The sequence below is a fragment of the Nocardia sp. NPDC057668 genome (assembly GCF_042799795.1).
In the GTDB taxonomy this organism is placed as follows: domain Bacteria; phylum Actinomycetota; class Actinomycetes; order Mycobacteriales; family Mycobacteriaceae; genus Nocardia.
Genome location: NZ_JBHVIC010000004.1, coordinates 516,470 through 541,326, shown reverse-complemented (window position 1 = coordinate 541,326; position 24,857 = coordinate 516,470). Strand labels below are relative to the sequence as shown.

Annotated in this window: 25 protein-coding genes; 10 read left to right on the top strand and 15 right to left on the bottom strand. The window is 66.3% G+C overall.

The window, feature by feature from the left end:
• Positions 1-798 precede the first annotated feature (798 nt).
• Positions 799-1,638 carry a hypothetical protein gene (locus ACFVBH_RS26585; protein ID WP_379005533.1) on the top strand — a complete coding sequence of 280 codons (840 nt, stop codon included), beginning with the start codon at positions 799-801 and terminating at the stop codon, positions 1,636-1,638.
• A gap of 447 nt (positions 1,639-2,085) precedes the next feature.
• Here the strand turns inward: ACFVBH_RS26585 and ACFVBH_RS26580 are convergent, their stop codons facing one another.
• The 3 genes from ACFVBH_RS26580 to ACFVBH_RS26570 all read right to left on the bottom strand — a co-directional run bounded on the left by ACFVBH_RS26580 (position 2,086) and on the right by ACFVBH_RS26570 (position 6,407).
• Positions 2,086-3,150, bottom strand: a complete 1,065-nt coding sequence (locus tag ACFVBH_RS26580; protein ID WP_379005531.1) for a lipocalin-like domain-containing protein — start codon at positions 3,148-3,150, stop codon at positions 2,086-2,088.
• 42 nt (positions 3,151-3,192) lie between these two features.
• Positions 3,193-4,470, bottom strand: a complete 1,278-nt coding sequence (locus ACFVBH_RS26575) for an oxygenase MpaB family protein (RefSeq protein ID WP_379005529.1) — start codon at positions 4,468-4,470, stop codon at positions 3,193-3,195.
• A gap of 119 nt (positions 4,471-4,589) precedes the next feature.
• A complete protein-coding gene (locus tag ACFVBH_RS26570) occupies positions 4,590-6,407 on the bottom strand; it encodes a multicopper oxidase family protein (RefSeq protein ID WP_379005527.1) in 1,818 nt (605 codons plus the stop codon).
• Between the two features lie 165 nt (positions 6,408-6,572).
• On the opposite strand from ACFVBH_RS26570, the gene ACFVBH_RS26565 reads away from it, so the two are divergent.
• A complete protein-coding gene (locus ACFVBH_RS26565; RefSeq protein ID WP_379005525.1) occupies positions 6,573-7,205 on the top strand; it encodes a TetR/AcrR family transcriptional regulator in 633 nt (210 codons plus the stop codon).
• A gap of 92 nt (positions 7,206-7,297) precedes the next feature.
• Complete coding sequence (locus ACFVBH_RS26560) at positions 7,298-7,804, top strand: HIT family protein (RefSeq protein ID WP_379005523.1); 507 nt, start codon at positions 7,298-7,300, stop codon at positions 7,802-7,804.
• 25 nt (positions 7,805-7,829) lie between these two features.
• Here the strand turns inward: ACFVBH_RS26560 and ACFVBH_RS26555 are convergent, their stop codons facing one another.
• The 5 genes from ACFVBH_RS26555 to ACFVBH_RS26535 all read right to left on the bottom strand — a co-directional run bounded on the left by ACFVBH_RS26555 (position 7,830) and on the right by ACFVBH_RS26535 (position 11,733).
• Positions 7,830-8,717, bottom strand: coding sequence for an NAD(P)-dependent oxidoreductase (locus ACFVBH_RS26555; RefSeq protein ID WP_379005521.1), 888 nt, complete (start codon positions 8,715-8,717; stop codon positions 7,830-7,832).
• Between the two features lie 48 nt (positions 8,718-8,765).
• Complete coding sequence (locus tag ACFVBH_RS26550; protein ID WP_379005519.1) at positions 8,766-8,996, bottom strand: hypothetical protein; 231 nt, start codon at positions 8,994-8,996, stop codon at positions 8,766-8,768.
• A gap of 125 nt (positions 8,997-9,121) precedes the next feature.
• Positions 9,122-9,571 carry a hypothetical protein gene (locus tag ACFVBH_RS26545; RefSeq protein WP_379005517.1) on the bottom strand — a complete coding sequence of 150 codons (450 nt, stop codon included), beginning with the start codon at positions 9,569-9,571 and terminating at the stop codon, positions 9,122-9,124.
• A gap of 142 nt (positions 9,572-9,713) precedes the next feature.
• A complete protein-coding gene (locus tag ACFVBH_RS26540; protein WP_379005515.1) occupies positions 9,714-9,866 on the bottom strand; it encodes a hypothetical protein in 153 nt (50 codons plus the stop codon).
• A 1,015-nt stretch (positions 9,867-10,881) separates the two neighbouring features.
• Positions 10,882-11,733, bottom strand: a complete 852-nt coding sequence (locus ACFVBH_RS26535) for an NAD(P)-dependent oxidoreductase (RefSeq protein ID WP_379005513.1) — start codon at positions 11,731-11,733, stop codon at positions 10,882-10,884.
• Positions 11,734-12,056: 323 nt separating this feature from the next.
• On the opposite strand from ACFVBH_RS26535, the gene ACFVBH_RS26530 reads away from it, so the two are divergent.
• Both ACFVBH_RS26530 and ygiD read left to right on the top strand, forming a co-directional pair.
• On the top strand, positions 12,057-13,082 hold the full coding sequence (locus tag ACFVBH_RS26530) for a hypothetical protein (RefSeq protein WP_354987894.1): 1,026 nt from the start codon (positions 12,057-12,059) through the stop codon (positions 13,080-13,082).
• Positions 13,083-13,098: 16 nt separating this feature from the next.
• Complete coding sequence (gene ygiD, locus ACFVBH_RS26525) at positions 13,099-13,941, top strand: 4,5-DOPA dioxygenase extradiol (protein ID WP_379005510.1); 843 nt, start codon at positions 13,099-13,101, stop codon at positions 13,939-13,941.
• 74 nt (positions 13,942-14,015) lie between these two features.
• On the opposite strand, the gene ACFVBH_RS26520 is transcribed toward ygiD, so the two are convergent.
• From ACFVBH_RS26520 to ACFVBH_RS26505, 4 genes are read right to left on the bottom strand one after another with little or no spacing between them, the layout of a single operon-like run.
• Positions 14,016-14,564, bottom strand: coding sequence for a ferritin (locus ACFVBH_RS26520; protein ID WP_354987892.1), 549 nt, complete (start codon positions 14,562-14,564; stop codon positions 14,016-14,018).
• A 49-nt stretch (positions 14,565-14,613) separates the two neighbouring features.
• Positions 14,614-15,420, bottom strand: coding sequence for a serine hydrolase domain-containing protein (locus ACFVBH_RS26515; RefSeq protein ID WP_379005508.1), 807 nt, complete (start codon positions 15,418-15,420; stop codon positions 14,614-14,616).
• A 37-nt stretch (positions 15,421-15,457) separates the two neighbouring features.
• Positions 15,458-16,150: a hypothetical protein gene (locus ACFVBH_RS26510; protein WP_379005506.1), complete on the bottom strand. Its 693-nt coding sequence runs from the start codon at positions 16,148-16,150 to the stop codon at positions 15,458-15,460.
• Between the two features lie 29 nt (positions 16,151-16,179).
• Positions 16,180-16,590: a winged helix-turn-helix transcriptional regulator gene (locus ACFVBH_RS26505; protein ID WP_379005504.1), complete on the bottom strand. Its 411-nt coding sequence runs from the start codon at positions 16,588-16,590 to the stop codon at positions 16,180-16,182.
• Between the two features lie 81 nt (positions 16,591-16,671).
• Between ACFVBH_RS26505 and ACFVBH_RS26500 the strand changes: the two genes are divergently transcribed.
• From ACFVBH_RS26500 to ACFVBH_RS26490, 3 genes are all read left to right on the top strand, one after another.
• Entirely contained in the window at positions 16,672-17,523 is an 852-nt protein-coding gene (locus ACFVBH_RS26500) for an SDR family NAD(P)-dependent oxidoreductase (protein ID WP_379005502.1), read from the top strand.
• Between the two features lie 80 nt (positions 17,524-17,603).
• Complete coding sequence (locus tag ACFVBH_RS26495) at positions 17,604-18,095, top strand: hypothetical protein (protein WP_379005500.1); 492 nt, start codon at positions 17,604-17,606, stop codon at positions 18,093-18,095.
• A gap of 137 nt (positions 18,096-18,232) precedes the next feature.
• Positions 18,233-18,634 carry a hypothetical protein gene (locus tag ACFVBH_RS26490; RefSeq protein ID WP_354987886.1) on the top strand — a complete coding sequence of 134 codons (402 nt, stop codon included), beginning with the start codon at positions 18,233-18,235 and terminating at the stop codon, positions 18,632-18,634.
• 15 nt (positions 18,635-18,649) lie between these two features.
• On the opposite strand, the gene ACFVBH_RS26485 is transcribed toward ACFVBH_RS26490, so the two are convergent.
• The gene (locus ACFVBH_RS26485) at positions 18,650-19,426 is read right to left on the bottom strand and encodes an alpha/beta hydrolase (RefSeq protein ID WP_354987885.1); all 777 of its coding nucleotides are present in this window, start codon (positions 19,424-19,426) and stop codon (positions 18,650-18,652) included.
• 360 nt (positions 19,427-19,786) lie between these two features.
• Between ACFVBH_RS26485 and ACFVBH_RS26480 the strand changes: the two genes are divergently transcribed.
• Positions 19,787-21,010, top strand: coding sequence for an oxygenase MpaB family protein (locus ACFVBH_RS26480; protein ID WP_354987884.1), 1,224 nt, complete (start codon positions 19,787-19,789; stop codon positions 21,008-21,010).
• A gap of 206 nt (positions 21,011-21,216) precedes the next feature.
• A complete protein-coding gene (locus tag ACFVBH_RS26475) occupies positions 21,217-21,897 on the top strand; it encodes a helix-turn-helix domain-containing protein (RefSeq protein ID WP_354987883.1) in 681 nt (226 codons plus the stop codon).
• 131 nt (positions 21,898-22,028) lie between these two features.
• Here ACFVBH_RS26475 and ACFVBH_RS26470 read toward each other — a convergent pair whose 3' ends face one another.
• Both ACFVBH_RS26470 and ACFVBH_RS26465 read right to left on the bottom strand, forming a co-directional pair.
• Entirely contained in the window at positions 22,029-23,246 is a 1,218-nt protein-coding gene (locus tag ACFVBH_RS26470; protein ID WP_354987882.1) for a helix-turn-helix domain-containing protein, read from the bottom strand.
• 56 nt (positions 23,247-23,302) lie between these two features.
• Positions 23,303-24,619, bottom strand: coding sequence for a hypothetical protein (locus ACFVBH_RS26465; RefSeq protein WP_379005496.1), 1,317 nt, complete (start codon positions 24,617-24,619; stop codon positions 23,303-23,305).
• Positions 24,620-24,857: the final 238 nt, after the last annotated feature.

Genomic DNA, 24,857 nt, shown 5'->3' with positions numbered 1-24,857 from the left:
GATATTGGGACTGGTGCTTGCTAGTGATCCGCGCGAAGTTCGAATGAAACGGTGCGAGATCGAAGCACACGAGTACGCCCGCCAAGAATCGCACCGGCCGCCGGTTCGCCTACTTGACCTCGAATTCTCGTGCCATGGCGCCGGTGATTACCGACATTGCGTCACGGGCGGCGAGGCTTGCCGGCCCCCGGCGGCGTCGGGCGACGGGCGCTGGTCCTGAAAAACGGTGCTGGATGAGCCTGGGCGGCGATGCCCGGGGATTTGACGAGCAGCACGCCGCGGTGGAAACGGCCGATGCGTCCCAGATCCAGTTCCCATCAGCGGGAATCATAGTGGCCATGCGGGCGAGCGGGATGCCAGACTGAGACGTCGTAGTGTACCAACAGACTTTGCATAACTGTTGAGAACGGACAGCCCGGCAATGGTCAACGAACTTGTCATCTCTCCGATGAGGAACAGACTCAGATCGAGGTCGCTCTCGTCACCTAGGGGTAGCATTGCGATCGATATCCTGAACCTCTGACCTTAACCTTTCGATCATACGGCTGGTCCGACCGTAGTATTGTGAGTGAGGTGTTCCGAGCTTCTGTCCCTTCTGCGTTATAGTCCAGGCGATGGTAACGTAGTGTCGCGCCATTGGAGAAGTTTGCGAGTAGTCAGTGCGCTGGATTCTTTCGGCGGTGAGATCAGACCCTGGAGCGGGAACTATCCGTCTTCGTAGCAACGCGTATCGTGTTTCAGGCTGGGCCGAGTGTAAGGATCGATTCAGGTCAATTGACGAACATTTTGGTGATAGTCATGGACAAGATCTGTGAACGCTTGAAAATATTGCTTGGTCCTGCGCCCGGCTCAATAGGACATACCCTCTCCGCTAACAATCGAAAAGTCAGTAGATATCTGGACGAGATCACAGGTGGCTTCTCGCGCGAAGACTATTTGGCCGGGCTTGCAGTGAGTCGTAGTCGAGGTTCAGGAGATCGGGACGCAAACTCAGTCGACATAACGGACGAATCCAGAGTACTGGCACCGAGCGTCGCCGCCAATGCGATGACTCAAGAGTGGCTTGCAGTGAAAGAATTCGTGAGAAAATACGATCCTGTGCTGGCGCGAAGGATTTCAGACTTGGAGAGATATGGTCGGACAATAAGATACGGGGACGCAGGTAGCGGCAGTTCCACTTTGCCTGGAGGTGGAATTACTATTGACGGCCGATTTAAGGGAGATACGCTTGGCGCGGTATCAGTGCTCGCTCACGAAGTGGGCCACGCTCACCAAGACACGTATTCCCCAGAGTATATTCCATTCGAAGGTAAAACGCGCGAGGAATGGGCCGCGCAAGACAAGCTGGAAGCGATCAGAGACGAAGGGGACGCGGAAATCGAGCGGATGGCCTCGCGCGCTCGGACGCTGATCAACGGTGGGCCGGAAATTATCATACCCAATTACGACGCGTATTCGACCGTATACCATCAGCTTATCTGCGGTGAGATACCTCGAGACGTCGCCCGCGAGCTGATCGGTAATATGTATGCGTCAATTTACGGACTCCATGACGAATTCCTGCGCCGGTCTGAAAGACTATGGGATAGTTTAGGACCGGGGTCGGTCAGGTTCGGTCTGCCTGGCAAAGCTGAGTGAATTCAGCACAATTGCCTGTCGGACGAGCGGGTTCCGCGAATCCTTGAAACTGCTGATATGAATCGCACCTAACCGCGACTCAGGGAGATCGACCTCGCCAGCTCACGAGCCGCGGTACCTGTTGCACGCACTGACCCCAGTGAAGCCGGGACGCAAACGGAGTTGTGATCAGAACAAGGTGTCGCGGATACGACACCTTGTCATCGGCACGAACCCGCATCTCCCAGCTGCCGATCACAACTTTGCCAGCAGCCACGCACGAATTGCCAGTCTCGCATCAAGACTTGCGCGACCCTGCCTGACCCAGCAGCTATACGAACTTCGTTGTTCTGCGCCGTTGCTATTGGAACCCCTGATCGGTGCGCACCCGGTAACTGGAATCCGGACCGCTCGCCGCACCCGCTCCGGTCAACGGGTGGCGGTACCCGGCCGGATTCGATACCGATGTCAGCGCAGCGCGACGAGTTCGTGCAGCGTCGTTCCGGAGTGGCGTTCCACGGTGTCCTCGTGGTGGATCGACAGCTCGAAGGCGGACTGGAACCTGAAGTAGGCCGGGTGGCCGATCGCCCTGTGCAGCAGCGGGCGGAGCGGCTTGGCCCGGATGAACGGAACGTCGTCGAGCAGGTCGTGGGCGTGGATCACCGTGTTCACGGTCAGCCGTAGTTCGAGTTGGCCCGGCACTTCCAGGTGGACCCACTCCGGGTACTCCCGGCCGGCGGTCGCGTCGAAGCGGGTGGGTCCTTCGGTCAGCACGGTCTCCCCCGTCGACAGCAGCACCTGGTCACCGCGAGCCAGCATCAGCGGGGCGATCGCGTGTCCTCCGCGCCGAGGCTGGGTCAGCACATTGGCGAACAGCAGCGAGTACTCGTCGGTGTACAGCCGCCCCCAGTGCCAGCGGTCGATGACGCGCTTCATGTCGCCGACGCCCCAATTGTGGTCGGCGTAGCCGCGTCCGGTGACCTCGAGCTTCGTCCCGTCGATCTCCACCGTGCCGTGGACGCGAGCCCGCGGGGCTCCGACCACCCAGCCGAAGATCTCCCCCGCACCGAAGCTGGTCTCGCCCTTACCGGGCATCCACGCGGGAGTTTCGTTCTCGAAGGTCAGGTCGAAGACCAGCCCGTCCTCGGCAAGGCGCACATGGTGTTTCGGGAGCTCCCCGGGTGTGAACTCCGACCGGGCGGTGTTCTCCCCTATCCGCACGTCGCAGCCGTCCGCCGAAAAGCTCGTCTCCGCAACGGGATAGCGTCGAGCGGCCTGCCTGCGCTCGCCGTCGGGGTTGTAGACGATCAACTCCACCCACGGCTTGGCCCACGGCAGATCCTCGGGGCGGCGCTTGATCAGGAACCCGACCACCACGTGGCCGCTGTCCAGCAGGGCGTCGAAATACCAGTGTTCGAAGGCCGCCCGGCTCGGTGACGGGTGCAGGCCGTTGTCGTGCGGGGCAACCGTGGTCAGGTCGCCGTCGCGGCGGCCGGGACCGTTCCACGCCTCGGTTATCGCGGTACTCGGCATAGCTTGTACATCCTTGGGAAAGAAGGGATTCGGAGAAGCCGTTCAGCGTCGCAGCGCACCGCTGGCGTCGAATTGCGCTTCCCGCCCGGACATCTGGGCTCGATACCAGTTCTCGCGATGCTTGCTCATGACCCGCTCGTGCACGCGCGCGAACGGCGGGCAGACGCGCCGCGCGATCTCCATCGCGGTGATGAGGGGAAACCGTGCGACGGGGATGAGAATCCACGGGAAGGCCGGTGGCATCCGGTAGCCGCGCCGGGTGCCGGGAGCCATGTACATGGCCGCGTACACCGAGTTGATCCGGTAGTTGTAGGCCGCGCGCACCCGCGCCCACCCCTGCTGGTTGGGCCGCGGCGCGAATGCCTCCGGGTAGGACTCGATCAGCTCCGCACCGTGCTGTCCGGCGTCGAAGGAGCGGGCGATGACCGTCATGGCCAGCACCCGCAGCGAATCGACGATCGTCTCGGGATACCACTGCACCCGAACCCCGAGCAGATGACCCATGTATCGCTGAAAGTGCAGCAGCGCACGGATTTCCGACGGTGTGGTCTGATAGCCGAGCAGCCACAGGCCCATGCCGGGCGTGACGCTGCCCGCGAGCAGGGTCAGCAGCTGATACGTCTGGCTGATCGGCAGCCCCCACCGCTCGGTGTCCCATTCCGGGTGCTCGGCGACCTTGGCTCGCACCGAGACGTGCATGACCCGCACCTTCATCGCGGTGGCCCGGCCCGGCGACCCCGGGGTCAGCAGCGCACCCGGCTGTGAGACGTCGATCCAGAACCGGCAGGTCTCGAGAAACCGCCGCAGCGCGCTGTCTCCCGCGTACCCGCCGGCGAGTGAGAGCGGTGTCGCCACCGCAGCCTCGGTGTACACCTCCAGGGTTTCCGCGCCGGCGAAGCTGAAAAGCATTGTGCCCCAGCGCCGCCAGATGGCCGCACCCTGTTCGACCAGCTCCGGGCGCAGCCAGTCCGGCTCGGTTTCGAACTCGGCGAACAGTTCCCGCATCTCGGCCGGGGCGTCGGGTACCGCGTCGATGCCTGATTCGAGGGCGGTCTCGAGCATCGCCCGACCGCGCACCCGGCCGATCTCGCCGTGCATGACCGCGGCCACGAAGCGCTCGGCGACCGGGTCGCCGGTGAACAGGTCCGCGCACAGGGCGTGCGCCTGCTCGTCGGTGGGGAACGCCCCGCTCCCGGTGAGCGTGGTGAGCAGGCGATCCAGCCGCCGGGCCGCGGGGGTGTCGCGGGCTTGCCAAAAACGAAAGGCGCTGGGGCAGCGGGCTGGCGTTGTCGCGGGCACCGACGGGATATCCACTGACATGGGTGATCCTTCCGTTCGAATCCCGCGATCACCTATCGGGGACGACCACCTCAACATACTGAAAGGTACCTCCCACCGTACTCAAAAGTATGGAAATGCGGGAGGGGGTTCCGCCGTGCTCACGGCACGATCCGAAAACGCAGCATCATGTCGTGGTCCTCGTGATCGAGCAGATGGCAATGCCAGACGTAACCGCGAAGCTCATCGGTGTGCGGACCGTCGTGCACCGGGTGCACGCCCGCACCGTGTGGTGAATGCGGCGCCGCCGGAACGGAAGCCGGGGCCTGCTCCCCCGGCACCCGCGCGAACGCCGCGTCCGGATCGAATCCGAGTTCCGCGGCCGTCGGGAATCGCACGATGATGCGGGTGACGGTGCCGCCGTCGGTCCGGACGACGTCCTTCCAGCCCGATTCCCACTCCTCGGCGGGAATCGGTGCGCCGCTGAGGAATCCGTCCGGTGCCGGTGTCCACTTCTCCCCCACCGGCGGTTGCGGATTGGCTACCTGGTAATCCACGGTCCGCAAGACCGTGCGATCCAGGATCCGGAACGTCACCAGGTGGATGTGGATGGGATGCGGATCCGGGGTGATGTTGATGATGTTCCACTGCTCGACCGTGCCCTGCCGGGGCATCTCGATCTCGGAGCTGCTGTACCGCAGGTTGTTCAACGACATGATCGACGGCGGCATCCGCACCTCGTACGGCTGGCTGACGGTGACGTTGCGGATCATCGACGGAGAAGCCAAGGGCGGCAGCATGTCCGGCAGTCCCGGACCGCCGCGCAGCCGAACCGGCACCGGCAGCGTGCAGCCGATGCGATCCTCGGCGCGGAATCGGCAGAACAACTCCATCGCGACCTCGCCCAGCACCGCGGCCTGGAACGGCGGGGCGAGATCATTGCGCAACTCCACCGTCTCCCCCGGTGCGAGCCCCGAGAAGTCGACCAGCAGATCCACGCGCTCGCCCGGGGCCAGCAGGAACTCGGTCACCGGCACCGGCGCGTCCAGCACGCCGTGGTCGTTGCCGATCACCCAGAACCGCATCCGGTTGCCGAAGAACAGATTCCACACGCTGTACGAGGCCGCGTTCAGCGCGCGGAAGCGGTACAGCCCGCGTGCCACATCCATGTTCGGCCAGACCTTGCCGTTGACCACCCCCACATCCCCGACGCCGCCGCCCTCCCAGGAGCCCTGCGGCACCACCGGTGTCGTGCGCAGGCTCTGCCGGCCGTCGGCGTCGAAGATCTTCTCCTGCAACACCAGTGGCACTTCGAACTCCCCCGCCGGCAATCGGAGCGGGTTGTCGGCGGCGCCGGTGTCGAATTCGTCGCGCAGCAGCACCATTCCGGCCAGGCCCGCGTAGACGTTGGCGCGGGTGATGCCCATCGCGTGGTCGTGGTACCAGAGCCCGGCCGCGTGCTGCGGGAACGGGTACTCGTGCACGGCGTGCTGTCCCGGGTACACGGGGCGTTCGGGATGTCCGTCGCTGTCGGGTGGAGTGACTCCGCCGTGCAGGTGCAGCACGGTCGGGGGCGCGGTGCGGAAGCCGTCGTGGACGCCGTGGACGGTGGTGTCCAGGTCCGCCGCGAACGGGTGCGGGCCGAGCTCGTTGCGGAACCGCACGGTGAGTGGGGTGCCCGCGCGATGTTCGATCGTCGGGCCCAGGTATCCCATGCCGCTGTACCCCATCGCGGGTGATTCGGGCAGGTCGCGATGGAAGCGGTGGGTGGTCGTGGCGGCGGTGACGTGCAGTTCGCGCCCGGATATCACGGGCAATCTCGGCAGGTCGTCGACGAACGGGGTGAGTTCGGGGGAATGGAAGATCAGCGGGCTCGGTGGCGCGCTCGCGGATCGAATTCCGTTCCAGGACAGTGCCACTGCCGCGGTGCCGATGATCCCGCCGCGCAACAGCCCGCGCCGGTCGAAAGTGCCGTCCATCGTGCTCAACCCTTCTGGTGAGGGCGTATCCGAACGCCACTCCATACCTTCGGGTACAGTAGACCGTACTTTCGAGAATGGTTACTTGACGGGTTCGTCCACCGGCCCTCGACGCCCCGCCTTCTACGATCGAGGTGTGCAGATGACCCACAGGCCCCGCCGCCCATGACCATCGAGCCCCCGCGCACCCCCGCCGCCCCGCGCAAATCCAAGAAGGCCGAAGCCCAGCAGCGCGGCGCCAAACCCGGCGGCCGCGGCCCCCGCCTGTCCTACGACGATTGGATCGACGGAGCCCTGACCCTGCTCGCGCAGGAGGGCCCGACCGCGGTCCGCATCCCCCGCCTGTGCGAGGCGCTCGGCGTCACCAAGGGCAGCTTCTACTGGCACTTCGACGACATAGGCCAACTCGAGAACGCCATGGCCGACCGCTGGAGCGCCAACCAGGCCGTGGTGATCGCCAACGTCGCGACGGTCGAGTCGATGCCGATCGAGCAACGCCTCGAGGCCATGGCCACGATGCTCGTCGAACGCGACTGGCTCGTAGAGGCCACGGTCCGCGAATGGAGCCGCACCCACCCCAGCGTGGAAACCGCGGTCCGCGAACTCGACAAACGGATCTTCGACACGATCCGCACGGCCCTGTCCGAGCTCGGCTTCGACCCCGAGGCCGCCCGCCTGCGCGCGGGCGCGATGGTCTACCTCGGCATCGGCTTCATCCACGGCCGCGGCAGCCTCCCGATCCCCGCCCAGAACGAGGTCCGCGCGGTGCTGTCCCTGCTACTCACCCGGGAGTCGTAGTCCGCAGTTCCGCGCTCCGCGAAACGAGGGGCGTTCGATATCTCGAGCACCTGACCTTCGAAGCGGCAGTGGTGCAGTAGGTTTGGGCAATCGTGCACAATCATGAACCCGCCGGCTACGACTGCCCGTTCTGCTTCCTGCTCGCCGGCGGCGAGACTCCCCTCGACACCCCGCGCGACATCGTGCTGCGCACCGCTCACGCCACCGCCTTCACCGCCTCCCGCTGGTGGCCGAACAACCACGGAAACGTCCTGGTGATCCCGAACGCCCACCACGAGAATCTGTACGACCTGCCCGCCGAATACGGGCACGCGGTACACGACGTGGTCCGCGAGGTCGCCGTGGCGATGCGAGCCACGTACGGCTGCGCCGGGGTATCGACCCGCCAGCACAACGAACCCGCAGGCGGACAGGACGTCTGGCACTACCACGTGCACGTCTTCCCCCGCTACCACGGCGACGATCTGTACATGTCCCGCCCGCTGCCCGGGTTTGTGCCCGGTGAACAACGGTGGGCCTATACCGACAAGCTGCGCGACTACTTCGGGCGTCCGGCGGGCAACCGATCCACCGGTGGCGAGGCGGGCCGCTCCGAGTGATCCGTTCATCCACGCTGTGGAGCGGCTACCCCCGGCCGAAGCGCTCGACCAGTCGGGCGTAGCTGTCGTGGCCGTAGCCCGCTTCGAGAGCCTCGGCCACTAGGTCGCGGGTGGCCGTGGGTAGGTCGATATCGATGCCGCGGGTGCGGCTTTCGGTGAGCAGGTCGTCGAGAGACGGTAGGTGGTGGCGGAGGGCGCCGTAGGGTGTGGCGAACTCCGCGCGGTCGATCTCGCCCGCCAGCATCGGGAACAGCGACGGGAGAGCGGTCAGGGACGGCTCCGCGATTTTGGTGAAATCGCCGACCGGGAGGCCCGCGGCGCCCAGAAGTGCTGCCGCGTGCAGGAATCCGTTCAGCAGGCCCCACATGATGTCGTGGACCGCCATTCCGTAGAGCACGGATACGCCCGGGTCGGGAGAGACGTGGGTGGCGCGGCCGCCGAGCACCCGTAGCACCGCTTCGTTCCGGGCGAAGACGTCGTGGGAGCCGCTGTAGAAGACCACAGCGTCCGGCGAGCCGATCGCCGGCGCGATCGTCATTATCTGGCCGTGCAGGTACCCCGCACCGTGCTCGGACGCCAATTCCCCTGTGGCTCTCGACTCTTCGGACGAGCCGTCCGTCAAGTCGATGACCGTTCGTCCCTTCAAGACCGGCCCCGTCGTGCGCAGCAGCTCCCGCGCCGCCGCGCCGCCCTTGACGTTGATGATCACAACCTCGGCCGCACCCGCCGCACCCTCGGGCGCCACAGCCCGGAGCGCGCCCCTGGCCACCAGCGCGTCAGCCTTGTCCGGCGTCCGGTTCCACACCGTCACCGGATAACCGGCGTCCACGAGCGCGGCGGCCAGCGCCGAACCCATCTCGCCCAACCCTAGAACCGCTACCGTCGTTGACTTCGAGTTCCTGTTCGCGTTCATGGAGCGGACGTTAGGAGCTCAATATAGGTTCAGGTCAAGCGCTCAACGTCAGAGCGTTGCCGGGCAGGCGATTTCGAACCCTTGCCGGCGAATCCCGTCGATGCCGATCGAGCGCAGGCGGGCCACTTGCCCGGCGGCGTACTGCTCAGGACTGGTCAGCATTGTGGAGATGTCACCGAGCGCACCCGTGGATGGGTATGTGCCACTGGTGAGGTCGTGATCGGTCGGGAGGTATACATCCACCCTGTAGCAGCGCTGACCGCCGATCTCGCGGATCACCAGGGCGGCCGTGTCGTCCCGGGTCCAGGTCAGTGACAGCGGCTCGACGTGGGCGGCGATCGCGGTCCGCGAAGGCCTGCTCGCGGCACGGTGCGGGATATCCCTCGCGGAGTCCCCGAAGCGGGCTACCCGGCCGCGGAGCCTGCGGCTTCGGCAGAGCCGGCGGTAACCTTGCAGGCGGCGAAGGGGGCCGACCCGGTGCTCGCCAGAATCTCGGGGCACACGGTGAACCGAGTTGTCCGAGTGGAAGTTCCCTGAGTGGCGGTCAAGGTGTAGGTCCCCGCAGCGGTGGGTCTCCAGCTCAATTCCACGACATACTTCGATCTGAGGTGGCTGTAGACGGGCGTCCGCTCACTCACCACCACGCCATTGATGGACACGGTGAGCAGGTCTTCCTTGTCGGCGCCGGTGGCCGTCACCAGGACCGTGCACCCGTTCGATGCCTCGCCACAGGTCTCGTACATGGATTCGTCGAGCACCGCGATCGAGCTGACTTCCGCAGTGGCGTTGGGAGCGAACAGAATTGGCAGCGCGAGCGCGATCAGAGCGGTGCCGGCAATGCGGGGGTCGACCATGATGGGGAGATTAACTGAAAACTGCACGCTTCAAATGGAGTCGGCCGCCCATGATTCTGTGGTCTGGCCAGACTCCGTCCCCCTCGTCCGAAAGGCGCAGTGCCGCAACCTGACACCCTGGCACGCCTGGTCCGTTGAGCGCTCAACCCTGATCGTCGGGATGCACCCGCGGCAACTGGTCGGTAGGCGCGTCGATGCCCTGGCGGATGTGAGCCAGGAATTCGTCGAGAGTGTCGTAGCGGTTCAGGATCTGAATCAGCAACCGGCCCGCACCGGTCGTGTTCGCAGCCGTCATCGTGCAACCCCCAAGTTGGGTGGACAGCCCCGATATCCGCAGATCCGACGGGGCGTACGTGAAATGCTGGACATGCCGTCGACGGGCACGAGGCCGAGTGTTCTACCGTTCTGTCCTCGCGCCCGCCGACAGGGTTAACCGCGGGGGCCGGTTGCAGGCCGGCCTCCCCGGGACCACCATTGGGCGGGGCGACCCGGGAATACCTGCCGACCATCGCACGCCCGGCGGTAGCCGTTCACCCGGCGAATCCGCCGTGTGAGGGTTCGATGATCATGTGGCACCCGCGCACAGGCTAGAACGAACTCCCCGTCGCCGCAGGAAATCGGTGCTGATCGGCACGCGATGTCGGCGTGTCCGATACCGCGCATGTCAGGTTACCGAAAAGTAGCCATTTGCATGTGATCTCAGCGCCGGCCCGGTGGCGAGCGGCCAGCCGACCGCCTTCACGAACCAGCCGCCAGGTGCAGCTCCGGGCGCCCCGCGAGGGCCGAGGTCCACGCTGAACCGGGCTGTCGGGACACAGCACCTGGACTCGATCAGCGGCCTGGGGCAGCGGTCCGGTGTCGATCTCGACGCGGGTCTCGGGAATCGAGGCCGCAGGTCACTCCACCCAGATTGCCATCGGCCCCGCGGGCGGGATCTGGGACAGCCCGAAGGCGTAGCCGCTGTGTACTGTCACCGTTCCGCAGAGAACGGCTGAACACCGCCAGCGCGAACGCCGGGTCCTTGCGATTGCGGCACGATCGGATATCGACGCTGGCCGAAGGGCCGCCCGGTGGTGTGGGATCAGATGTCGGCGCAGCATGGAACCTTCCCGGTGTCCGAGCCGATACGAGGGTCGCGCCCCATGTGCCTCTTCGAGACCTGGGGCGAGGCCCTTGTCCACCAGCTCGGAACCACGCCATGGCGATCCGACTCCTTCTCGGCCAAACGGAAGCCCGCAGAGAGCTACCAATTCCGGACATCTCACTTCTGCATGAAACCGGCTGCTCGGGGCTGATTGCGCCGCGACTTCCTATCGATATGGCTGTCGTGCAGTAGTTTTCCGCGTCAGATCCACGAAGTCGGGCTCGAAGCCCGGATCCTGGTTCACCGCCTCCCAGAGCCGGCCCCGGGCCGCATGGGAGATCGGCAGCACGGACGCCGGATCGGGGACCGACGACAGCAGGGTGTCGTCGTCCTGGGCCGAGCGGCGCAGGGGGCGGGGGTTCGTGGTGTCGCGAGCGCGGGTCACCACCGGCGCCATCGGGCCCACCGCCATCAGGTCGAGTGCGGTGTCATAGTCCATGCCGAACACGTCGGCCAGGTCCAGGGCTTCGCGCAGCCCCGCCTCGGCGGCCATCACCGCGACATTGGTGATCAGCTTGTAGGCCACTCCCGCCCCCGCGTCGCCGACGTGGCGTACATGACCGAGCTCGGACAGGACCGGGGTCACGGCGGTGACGGTGGCGGCCGGGCCGCCGACCAGGAAGGTCACCGCGCGCTCGCGGGCGTACCGCACCCCGCCGACGATCGGCGCGTCGAGCACCCGGGTGCCCTGGGGAGCGTGCGCCCGGACCTGTTCGAGCACCTGCGGTGTCGTCGTCGAGGTCACCACCACGATCGCGTCCGGGCCGATCCCCTCGAACACCCCGCCCGGTCCGTTGAACGCCGCGTCGAGCTGATCGGACATGACCAGGCCCAGAACGATCTCGGCTCCCTTGGCCGCGGCCGCGCCCGAGGATGCCACCTGCGCGCCACGTTCGCTCGCCAACCGGTTCCGGTCGGGGTCGACGTCGAAGGCCGTCACCTCGTGCCCGGCGCCCACGAGGTGCGGAATCATCTCCGCCCCCATGTCGCCCACCCCGATCACCGCAATCGCCGTCATCGCATCTCCGTTCGGTCGAATTCTGGCCGGGCACAATTCGTTCACAACGGCGGGGCGGGCAACCGCCCATCGATGGCAAATTTACAGCAAGCGCAACTGTGCTCTCTGAGAGCCTGACGCGATGGCTACCCGAGAAAGGACTTACGACGACCGCGCCGATCCTGCTTCCTTCGGTCCACCTGAGCCTCCGGCGCAGTGGTGAATGTTCAGCTAACCAAGTCGGCGAGTCGCGACCAAGTCCGGCGACCGATGACCGACGATTCCCACAGGGACGCACCCGGTCGCCCCCGATGTATCGATGTTCGCGATGGAAAGGCGGAACGATGATCTCGGCGGCCTCCGAAGCGGTCTCCGGCGACCCGGCTCCCTTCACCTGGGTCACAGCGGTGTCGATGCTGGTGTTCTGCGCGATCCTGTGGCTGATCGTGGACTTCATGCGCAAGCATCCGCGCCCGGCGATGTGGGTTTGGGGCCTGTCGCTGCTCACCTTCCCGCTGTGGATCTGGGGCCCGGGACGCGATATCGGCCTGGTCAACTGGTTCTCCTGGGCGAAGATCCTGTCGGTGCTGATCCCCCTGACCATCGTCGGGGCGATGCGCATCGCGGTCGCCGAACAACGCCCGGGCCGGATCTGGGATCTGCTGCGCAATCCGCGGTTCTTGTGGTTTCCCTACGCGATCCTGTTCCTCAACATCGCCGAGGCCACCCTGCGCGACGCCGAGATCGGCAACTACTGGAACGCGGCCGTCGGGCTCGGCCTGTGCCTGACCATCCCGTACAGTCCGCGCTTCTGGGAAATCCTGCCCGGTCGCAATGCCGAACTCGTCGCCTACACCACCATGGCCTGGAACTTCCTCTACACCACCTGGAACCTCTGCTTCACCTTCGGCGGGTACCCGCCCGAAGAAGAGCATTTCGCCGCCAGCATCTGCATTCTCGCTGTCGCCGAGATCTACCCGCTGGTCAAACGCCGTCCCGAGCTCTACATCATGGCGCGCATCTACACGTTGCCCGTCCTCATGCTCGTGATCGCCATCTACAACATCTTCCCCACCGTCATGCCCTCGGACGGCTGGTTCGACAACGACGTGTGGATCACCTGGGGCGTAGTCAATTTCGTTCTCACCATCCCGTATCTGTTCTGGTACACCTGGCAGCTGGAAAGTGGGAAGTCGTTCGTCTCGTTCCGCAGGGGATGGGCGCGCGAGGATTTCCAGCGCCGGCACCGCTCGACGCTGGAACAATTGCACACGACCAACGCGGCCCTCGATGCCGCCACCGATCCACATGACGGACAACGCGTTCCGCGTGCCCTATCCGAGAAGGCGGTCGATCCCAGTGCTCGCTAAGGACCCGGCGTCCGTGATGCCCGCGGCCTTCATCGGGCACGGCAGCCCGATGAACGCGCTCGAGCTCAACCGCTACACCGCCACGTGGCGCGCGTTCGGGCTCTCGGTGCCGCGCCCGCGCGCCATTCTGGTGGTGTCCGCGCACTGGTACATCAACGCCACCGCGGTCACCGTCATGGCGCGGCCCAGGACCATTCACGACTTCTACGGATTTCCGCGGGAGTTGTTCGAGGTGCAGTACCCGGCACCCGGTATGCCCGAGCTGCTCGAGGAGATCAGTGACGCCGTCGAACCCACGTGGGTGGGTGCGGACACCGACAGCTGGGGCATCGACCACGGCTCCTGGTCGGTCCTGCGGCACGCGTTTCCCGACGCCGATATTCCGGTCGTGCAGCTGAGCATCAACGGCGACAAGGATTTCGGCTATCACTTCGATCTGGGCGCCAGGCTGGCCGAGCTGCGCGCACGGGGGATTCTGGTGCTGGGCAGCGGCAATGTGGTGCACAACCTGCGGAGCATCGATCCGCGGTACCCCGACAGCGGTTTCGACTGGGCACGGCGATTCGACGCGAGCGCCATGGATCTGATGGTGAATCGTCCCGCCGATATCTTGAACCTGGTCGGGCACGAGGACTTCGAGGCCTCCGTACCGACCCCGGACCATTTCCTCCCACTGCTGTATCTGGCGGGATTGGCCGCGGCGTCCGGCGGCAACGCGGACGTGCTCGTCGACGGATGCGCCCTCGGCTCGCTGTCGATGACCGCGTACACCCTCGATATCGACTGTCCGCAAGCGAGTACCGACGCCAGCGCCGCCCCATTCCCCGAAGGAATTCCCGCCGACAACACCAATGCCTGAGGCATGTGCCGAAAATACGGCGGCAGGCCCGAGATGAATCGGGCCTGCCGCGGTTTGCCTGAGGGAAAAGAGCTTTAGAGAGTTCCGCCCGCCGCCGACGGCGCACCCGACGCGTCCTTGGGACCGGACATCTCACGGGACACGAATTCCTCCAGATCGAACATGTTCCCGGCGGCGCGCTTGGCGACGACGACCAGCGTCGTCATCGTCGCCAATTCCCTCTGCTGCTCCTTCAGGAACCATTGGGTGAACTGCTCACCCTGGTAATCGCCGCCCTCGCGCGCGGCCGCGGCCAGGTTCACGATTTGCGCGGTGGTTTCGCGCTCGATCGTCGCCGCCAGCGTCACCGCCTCCTCGGCCGAGGAGAACGTGGACTTCGCGGAATCGATACCCCGCCAGTCCACCGAGATATCGTGATCCATGAGGTAGCGCGCGATCATCATCGCGTGATTGCGTTCGGTGACCGCCTGCCGGTAGAAGTACCCGGCGAGGACGGGCAGGTCGGCGTTGTCGAACCACGCCGCGATCGAGCGATACTGATGCTCGATATTCAGATCGTGGCGGATCTGGTCCTGCAGTAGAGCCTGAAACTTGCTGTGCTTGACATCAGTTCCTGTTGGCATGAAAAGCAGGATAAACGCACGCTGGAATGCACTTCATATAAGCCGATCCTCATTGAGGAGAGCCTAAACTCGGATCGCTCGCGACCACCAGACCGGTGGAGCCGATTTCAGTGGGAACCGCGACACCGCGCGCCCGCCGGCCGTCGATCGTGGACGCGATGAACAGTGTGAAGCCCGGGCCGTCGCCACCGTGACCCACCACGGTCGGCGGCCGGCCGTCGGTCATCAATCCCGAGCCGTAACCCGGTTCGGTCCATGGATGTCCAGGCGCTGTCACGGGATATGTGCGGGCCATCCGCGGTCCAATGTCCCCGAGCCCGCCGGACATCAGCCGCGAGAGCCCCCGCGCGGCCGAATTCGCCGTCGCGGCAAAGGTTCCCGAATAGACCCAGCCCGGGTGATAGTTCGAGACGTCGGGCACCGTCGACGGCGCGCACCGCCCCCAATCCTCGAGGTGTGCGAATGGAAACGCCGGTACCCCGAGGGGTTCGAGCACGGCATTGTCGAGCGCCTCGAAAAACGTTCCACCACAGGCGTCTTCGAGTGCCCGGCGGATCAGGAAGTAGCCGATGTTCGAGTAGTGAAATTGCCCGGGCGGATTCATCGTGACTCGATCCAGCAGAAGTTCTGCGGGCCAAGGCGTTTCCCGTCGTGCGACCGCGTCGGCGTAGTCCGGCCAAGCGCCGTAGTCGCCGAGCCCGGAGCGATGAGTGAGCAGATCGCCGACGGTGATACCGGCGAACCGGGGAGCAACGGAGGTCAAGGATCCGATCGGATCGGACTCCTCGAACAGCAGCAGCGCCGCGGCGGCGGTGAAGATCTTGGCGACGCTGTAGATCGGGACGACGCCATCCACCTCCCCCTCGAACCGAGGGGACTCCCGCACCGGCTCGTCATCCACGGCGATGCCGCGGCTCTGCCATCGGCGCGTATGCCTGGGCCTCGGCGTAGAGACTCGCATGGCTGACCACCACGGTTTCGTACTCCCGCAACAGCATTGAAACCTGTGGATCGTGAATCGGGTCGAACGGCCGATCCGCCGTACGCCGGTGTTCCGCCAGCACGGAGACGAGTCGCCCGGCCCGCCAGTAACCCGGCACACGCAACACCGTCAGCGACGCCAAGTGGTTTCCCTGCTCCCGAAAAACATCGACGCGCGTGCTCACCACCCCGAACATCCGTGCCACCAGCAATGGCACACCGACAACCACCTGCGCGGCCATCTCGACGAGCGAGGCAGCGAAAAGCACAAACCACAGCACCAACGCCAGCAACTCGAGCGCCTGCCCGAGCACAACGATCACCAATAGGAACACCAGCAGAAAGGGCAGCTTCCACACCCATTCCCACCCGCTGAGCCCCTCCAGCTTCTCCTCGCGCTCACGCTGCCGCCGCTCTTTGCGAATGGTCCGCGGCGTCGGAGGTCGCCCCTCCTCGACCCCCGGACCCACCGCCGCCCCCACAGGTACCTCGTACCGAAAATACGTGTTCTCGATGGCGATATGGAACGGCTGCGTCACCCGCCGCCACGGCGCGAACCGCCGCCGCAGATACCAGAATCGCTTGCCCGCGTCCCGAACTCTCACGGAGGCCAGTAAATCAGCACCGGTCGATGTCAGACGGCCGCGTCGTTCGTCGCTCGGGCCGCTGCGATCTGCGGTTGATGCTCCACCGCCCAGTCGGCCAGGGCGGACAGTGGTGTGAGCAGCGAGCGGCCGAGCGGGGTGAGGCTGTATTCGACGGTCGGCGGGGTCGTCGGGAACACCTCGCGGCGGACCAGGCCGTCGTGTGTCAGGGCGCGCAGCGTGCGAGTCAGCATCCGCTGGCTGATCGTCTCGATCCCGCGGTGGAGTTCGTTGAAGCGGTGGGGGCGTTTGCCCAGCAGCACGATCACCAGGATCGACCACTTGTCGCCGACGCGGCGCAGGACATCGGTCACCGCGCACTCCTCGTACTCCCGGGCCGGGACCGGGCTCGGCAAATCCGCGCTGACCATGGAGGGAACATCGATGTTCGCAGCGGACATGAAACTGCCTTCTTCCCCGGGAGTTCTCGGTTACCGATGATGCCAGTACGCACCATCGGTAACCACCGGAAGGACTTCGCCTTGTCCACAACACCCCGCGTCATCGTCATCAGCGGCGGCACCGACGGCATGGGGCGCGCACTCGCGCTGGCGCGGCTCGAGCGCGGCGATCGCGTGCTCGTGATCGGCAGCAACCCCGCCAAGGGTGCGCGAATCTCCGCCGAGGCGCGCCGAATCGGCGCGGGCGACCGGCTCGAGTTCATCCGCGCCGACCTCTCCGGCATCGCGCACACCCGCACCGCCATCCGCGACATAGCCGGTCGATACGAGGTGATCGACGCGCTGTGCCTGTTCGCGAACCGCCAATCACGGCGGCGCACACTGACCGCGGACGGGCTCGAGCGGACCTTCGCGCTCTATTACCTCAGCCGCTACCTGCTCGGCCACGAACTCGCCCCGCTGCTGTCGCGCAGCGCGCATCCGGTGATCGTCAACGTGGCGGGCGTCGGTGTCACCGCGGGCAAGATCTACTGGGACGATCTGCAACTCGCGCAGGGCTACAGCACCGTTCGCGCCCAGCTCCAGGCCGGCCGTGCCAACGATCTACTCGGCGCGTCCTACGCCAACCAGCCCCGAGACCCCATCCCCTATGTCCTCTACCACCCGGGATTCACCAAAAGCGGTGACCTCGGCCCACTTCCCGCCCCGGCCCGCGCGTTCATCCGCACCGCCGCCGTCCTGTTCGCCCGCACGGTCGAGCAATCAGTGGAGCCGATCCACGGCTTCCTCGACTACCCGCCGGCCGCCGGTCTGACCGCGATCGACCGTGGCAAAACCCTGCCGCTCGACCTGGCAACCCTCGATCCGGCAGCCGCCGAACGACTCGTCGTGCTCACACGGCAACTGCTTTCCAATGCTGTTACCGCTGAATAGGATTCATAGGCAGCAGGGCGGGGTCCGTCCCCGAAGCACCGGTGAAGAATCAACGACGAGATCGAACAGGGCACCGCCGCATGACCGCCGCCGAGAACGACGAACCGAGTCAGGTCGAACTCATAGGCCCGCGTGCGGGCGCGTTCACGTACCTGATCGGGGTGGTCCTGATAGCACTCGGCCCACTGCTCGCACTCACCGGCGGCGGGTGGGCGGACGGCCTGTGCACGGGCGTGATCACCCTTCCCATCGGCGTGGCGCTGGTGGTGAGCACCGTCCAATGGCGCGCCAACGAACGCAGATTCCAATCCGCCGGCGTCCCGGGAACAGCCCGGATCATCTCGGTCGACGAGATTCGCGCCGGTGGCGAGAACCCGGACACCGCCGATCTCACCGTCGAGATCAGCGGTGACCGATTCACCGCCTTCACCGCCGTTTGCACCCTGGATCACCATCGAGAACTGGTCCGCGGGCACACCTTCACCGTCATGGTCGACCCCCGCGACAACTCGTTCGCCATCGGCTTCGACCACCTCTTTCCCCGTGTCCAGGACACCGATCCCCCGTCCTGAGACCACGGCGAGCCGCACCGGTCCGGAGGCGGTCGGCGCAATCACCCGGATCGGATGAAGCGCCGCGCCCCGCCCCCGCGCGATGATCGCAACCGCTGCGGGGCCGCAACCGCGCCCCGCCGGAGAGGGGAATCGGCATGACCACACCCGTAACCGACCATTCCGGACGCCAGGCTTTCTCGGCCGGAACCTCGATCGGCGCCGCGATCCTGCTGATGGTGCTCGGCGTGCTCTCCCTGTTGCAGGGCATCGCCGCGGTCATCGACGACGACCTGTTCGTCGTGGGCGCGAACTACACCTACCAGTTCGACATCAGCACCTGGGGCTGGATCCACGTCGCGCTGGGCGCGGTGCTGATCCTCAGCGCCGCCGGCCTGATCTCCGGCGCCACCTGGGGCCGCGTCGCGGCCATCACGATCGTGGGGATCTCGCTGGTCGCGAACTTCCTCTGGCTGCCGTACTACCCGTGGTGGTCGATCGTGATCATCGCCCTCGACATCGTGGTGATCTGGGCGATCAGCACCTGGCGCCCGGCCTGATCGACCCCGAGGCTCCTACCCGGCCGCCTCCTCGATGACGGCCACGACCGCGGCCGGTTGGGACACCAGCGAGGCGTGTGAGGCATCGACCTCGCTGGTGTGCGCGTTCATCCGCTGCGCCAGGAAACGCTGTGCGGCGGGCGGAATCACGCGGTCCTGAGCCGAGACCAGATACCAGCTCGGCGTCTTCGTCCACGCCGCCGGGCCGGACAGCTCGACATTGCCGATCACCGCCGCGGACTTCTGATGCGCGACCATGTTCGCCGCCGTCGCCGGGCTCACGTCCTGGGCGAACAGGTCGTGGAAGTACGCGGGCTCGACGTAGGCGTCCAGACCGGACTCGGAGGGCTTCACCGCCAACGCCGGTGGCAGCAGACGACTTCCGGGGAACTGCAGCGGGTTGATCGCCACGGCGGCGGGCTCGTTCTGCTGCGGCCCGAACGCCGCGATATAGACCAGCGACTTCACGTCCGGATCATCGACATTGGTGATCACCGCGCCACCGTAGGAATGTCCGACCAGCACGATCGGCCCGTCGATCCCGGCCAGCGTCCGTTCGATGGCCGCGGCATCGCTGCCGGGCCCGCGTAACGGATTGTCGGGCACCACGACTCGGTACCCGTCGGCGCGCAGGCCGCTCGCGACTCCGTCCCAGCTGGTGGCGTCGGCGAACGCGCCGTGCACCAAAACGATTGTGGGCTTTGCCGGTTCGGCGGCGGCCGGACCGGCCAGCACCGCGCTCGCCGCTGCCAGACTCAGTGCCGTCGCCGCGGCCTTTGCTCCAGTTCTCATACCGGAATTCTCCTTCGTGGTAACCGGTCACACGGGGACGCCACGCGGTCAGTACCTCGGCCCGCTGCTCCCGGAGGATCCCAGATCGAGCTGGTTGAGCAGATTCTGAACGACAACCCACAGGTTCATCACGCGGTCCTTCGCTTTCGTTTTCGGTGTGACGGTCAACAACGCCCCGCCGGAAGACCCTGTGCCCCAGCCCCGCTCGGTCGCGGCGCGTTGCCGGTCGCTAGCGGGAGATCTTTCCGAGCAGGTGTCCGAATCCGGAGGTTGTGATGGCAGTCACGGTGTGCTGTAGTGAAGATACATTGATACGCCTCGCGTGTCTTTGTATCAAAGACTCAATGAAGAGGGAATGGCATGGGTGCACACCAACTCGGCAGGCGTGACGCATTGCGCGTCGGCGGCGGGCTTCTGGGCGCGGCCGGCGCCATGGCACTGGTAGCGCGAACCGCGCGAGCAGAACCGTGGACGTGGTCGCCGAACGATTCGATCGTCGGCAGCGGCGGCGGCGCGGACCCGTTGACGCTGTTCGACCCCGACGCCGACTCGGTGCTGGCCACGGTGATGAACAACGAGGACGTTCCCCGGGTGAACCAGCTGCTGGCCGGCTGGACTCACAACGGGCAGCCGCTGCCGGCCGGGCTCCCGAAAGAGTTCGCCTCCTTCATCGAGCACGCCCGCCAACTCCCGTCCTGGGCCGACCACGGCAAGCTCGCCAGCTCCTTCGAATTCAACAAGAAGCGCGGGCTCTACCTCGGAGTGCTCTACGCCTTCGCCAGCGGCATGATGTCGACGGTCATCCCGCACGAGGCCCTGGCGGTCTACTACTCGCGCGGCGGCTCACACCTGAAGGACCGCATCGCCAAAACCGCCAAGTTCGGCTACGACATCGGCACCGTCAACGCCTACGGCACCGACGGCGAAATGATCGTGACCTGCGTCAAGACCCGCATCATCCACGCGGCCGTGCGCAACCTGCTGCCGCAGTCGCCGTACTGGCCCGCCGGGGTCACCCCCATCAGCCAGGACGATCTCATGGTCACCTGGCACAGCCTGGCCACCACCATCATGCGCACCCTCAACGCCTGGCAGGTCCGCATCCCGACCGCCGAATCCGAAGGCTACCTGCACAGTTGGCAGCTGGCGGGGCACCTGATCGGCATTCGCGACGAATACATCCCCGCCTCGTGGGGCCAGGCCGAGTCCCAGGCCCAGCAGGTCCTGGACCCGGTACTCGCGCCGACCGCCGAAGGCATCAACCTGGCCGACCAGCTGCTCAACCTCGGCGCCAACCTCGATCTGAGCCTGCTCAGCCGCGGCATCCTGGGCGCGTTCACCCGATACGTCATGGGCAACAAGATCGCTGACTGGCTCCACATCCCGCGCGAGCCCGTCTGGAGCCCGCTGCTGGAAGTGGCGTGGGGGCCGTTCGTCGCGGTGCGCGAGGGCGCGCTGAACATCGCGCCCGTGGTCGACATCCCCTACTGGATGTTCGACGAGTTCCTGCGCCAGTTCGCCATGTGGTACCTGGCCGAGCTGCGCATGCCGGTCAGCATCGAAATCCCGCTGACCAACCGCTGATTCGAGCACGTCCGAGCGGCGCCGGGGCCGGCGAACCAGATCGCTACTCTTCGCCGGCCTCGCCCCCTCGAATACCGACTGCGAAACAGTTAACGCCCGGACGTATCATCGACGATGTGCACTATGCCACGTGATTGCACACCCGGAACGCGATGGCGGCGTCATCGGTCAGTGAACGCCAGTTGAGCTGTCGCAGGAGGACATCGGTGGAATCCGAGCACGTACACCCCACGCCCCTCGCGAAGTCGCTCCTCGAACGCGCGTACCTCGCCGCCGTGCAGGCCACCGACACCGCCGACGACACCGACCCGGTGCGGACCCGCATCCTCGACGCCGCGGACGAACGCTTCCAGAAGTGGGGCATCCAGCGCTCGACCATGGAGGACGTCGCCCGCCAGGCGGGCGTCTCGCGCATCACCGTCTACCGGCGTTTCGTCACCAAGGACGACCTGGTCGAACAGGTCATCCTGCGCGAGTTCCGCCGCTACTTCGACCAGTTCCTCATCGACATCGCCGAAGCCGAGACTCCCGGTGAGCGCGTGGTGCAGGGCTTCGTCAGCTCCCTGCGCACCTTTCGCGGAAACCCGTTGATAGGCACCATGATCGCCGCCGAACCGGACCAGTTCATCGCCTCGCTCATCGGCGACGGCGGGCGCGCGGTCGCCATGGTCCGCGAGTTCGTGGTCCTGCAGCTGCGCCAGGAACAGCGCGCCGGCACGATCTCCCGCGACGTGCGGATCGAGGTCGTCGCCGAGGTGATGGTCCGGATCTGCGCCTCGTTCCTGGCGATCCCGAGCCAGATCGTCGACATCGAGGACGACGAGCAGTTGGCGGGCCTGGCGCGGGACTTCCTGGTCCCGATGCTCGAACCGCGTCCCGCGCACTGAGCGAGGCCGTCTTCCGCATCCCCGCAGCGGTTTTCGCACCGCGTACCGCCGGCACGACGCCGGGCACTCCCCTCCCGGGGCCCGACGCCGCGCGGCCCGGCACACCGGGTGGAACATGCCCGCGCGCTCGGTCAATCGGTCAGCGAGGCAGCGCATCTGAGCGCCACCTCCAGTTTGAGACGGCGGCTGTCCACCGGGTGCCCCAGCAGCTGCTCGATCTGCTCGAGGCGGTAGCGGACCGTATTGCGGTGCACGCTCAGCTCCCTGGCGGTCGACTCGATGCTGCACATCGACTCCAGGTAGCAGCCCAGGGTCTCGCGCAGGCGAACCGCGGTCGGATCGGCGCCGAGCAGCCCGTGCAGCTCGCGTTCGACGAAGGTACGCATGGCCTCCGGGTTCTGCCCGATCAGGTATTCGAGCTCGATCGAGTCGTACAGCACGATATGGCCCGGGCGCGCGGCCAGCCGCAGCATGCGCTGGGCGGCAAGGGCTTCCAGGTGGGTACGGCGGAACCCCGCGATGCCGGGTGCGGACAGCCCGAACGCCGCGCGCACCGGCCCCTCGGCCGCGATCCGCGACACCTCGACACTGGCGTGGCGGGCGGTGCGAGCCCACGCCCACAGCGCCCGGGGACCGCAGGCCAGGGTGAAACAGCCGCGCGCGTCCAGGTGCGCGGCGATGCGCTGGGCGGTGCGTTCGAGATCGGCGAGCGTGCCGGGAGCGTCGTCGTCGAGCCACAGCACATACCCCAGGTGCGCGTCGTCCAGGACGTAGCCGAGCCGATGCTGCGCCACGGTCGGATCGATGGGCGCGCCCGCGACGATCGCCCGCACGGTGACCCGGCGACGCGCGAACCGGCCCGCGTGGTCCACGGTGTGCTCGGCGGCGAACACACCGCTCAACGTCTCCACCGACGTGCCCGCCCAGTCCGCGACGCACGCCGCCGAATGCATGACCAGCTCCCCCGCCACACCGGGCTCGAGCGCGGATCGCTTGATCTGATCGGACAGTGCGCGAATCATCGCCTGCTGCCCGGATCGATAGATACGCAGCAGGATCCGCAGATCCAATCCGGCATAGGCCAGCGATTCGGCCAGCACATGCGCTTCGTCCGGCAGATCACTGGGTGTGAGGCCGGTGACGAGCCCGGGCAGCATCGTGCGCCCCAGCGCCAGCGAGCTCGCGTGCAGGTTCGCGCGCAGGACCTTGGTGTCGATCTCGGGGACGTCGCGCAGTATGTGTTCGTCGGTGTAGGCGACGATCGTTTCGAGCTGATTGTGGTCCAGCAGATCGGGCACCAGGCGGCGCAGCCAGGCCGTCCCCGCCTCGGTGATGGTCGATGTGGTCATGTTTCCCGCGGGCCGATCAGATAGTGCAACCGATGATGTCGAGCAGAGGGCCAACGCTAGTGTGCAACCCGCTCACCCGGTGCCCGGTCGGCGGACGGTGGCGGGATCGGCGGATCGAAGGCGCCGCTGCGATGGAACTCGTACAGGTGCGAGGCGATGCGACCGCGGCTGGGCAGGTGCAGTGCCAGCGCGTGCAAGCATCCCGCGAGGTAGGGCATTTCGAAGTTGTCGCCGAACGCACCCGCGCCCATCGACTCGATGAGATGGGCCGCGATGCGGGACAGATTGTCGCGCAGGGCGCATCGCACGTACATGATCCGCACCGCCGCGGCGGTGTCGCGCGCACCGGCGTCGAACTCGCGACATGCGAAAAGCAGCGCGCTCCAGGATGACTCGACCGCCGCGGCCGCCGACGCGAACGATCCCGGATCGCGGACCCCGAGGTCGAGCACCCGCTGCATCAGCGCGGTCGCCATACCCAGATACGAAGCCACCACCAGCATGGACGACCAGGATTGCGCGATGCGCTCGATGTCGGGCTGCGCCGCTTCGGAACCGAACAGCAGCGCCGCCGCCGGCGCCCCGGTGAGCACGAGCTCCTCGGTCTCGGTCGCGCGCAACAGCGGGCTGTTCCACGACCGGCTCGGGTACAGCCCCGGCGAACCCGCGGCCACCACGGCGATGCCCAGACCCGCGCCATGGAATTCGTTGGGACACAGCACCAGATCCATCGACCGCGCCATCGAGCACGGTCGGATGTAGCCGTCCACCAGCAGGCGGTTCCCCTCCCCGCGCACGCGGGTGGTGGCGGGCAGGGTCCGGCCGCCGCCGGGTATGTCCTCGACGAACCCCGAGGTCACCAGCGCGCCCGCGGCCAGCAGAAACTGCACCGTCTCACGCTCGGCCGCGGGACCCGCGGCCGTCAGCTCGATCAGGGCCGCCAGGGACATGTGATGGAACGACGAGGCGACCGCGAGCGAGGGCGCACGCGAGCCGATGGCACGGTATATGTGCGCCATCTGCTCGGCCGAGGCCCCAATTCCCCCGGCGCTCTTCGCGACGATCAGTCCGGTGGCCCCGCATTCCTTGAACATGCGCAGCGCGCCGCCGTCCGGTCGCTCGAGCTCTTCCACGCTGGATCCGCGCAGGAAGTCCGACAACTCCGGATGAAACCCGCTCAGAATGCGCCAGGCATCGGACAGCAGGTCGTTCGCGGCGGTGGAGTGCTCTGTCATGGGATCTTCCGGGCGATGGGCGAACGACGTTGTCCTGCGGTAGTGGGAATCGATGGCGATGACCGGGCGCGTGACACCCGATAAGGGGCGGCAAAATTCGGGCATCACGCGCCGGTCGGGACGGCGCGACGCGATCATCCGCGGACCGGCGCGCCGCATCCCTTCGACAGCTCGGCGGCCACCCCCATGTTGCTGCGCGGAGCGGGATGGCCGCCGAGCTGCTTCCAATCTACACATTGTGCGGAATCTTCACCAACATAGCGCACGGGAATCATGCGGTGTTGCAAATTGACGTTTTCAATCTGCCTTGTACAAGGCATGTTATCCGCGCTCGCGGAGGGATCTGCCGCCTTCTCTGAGCGAACCAATGTGAGAA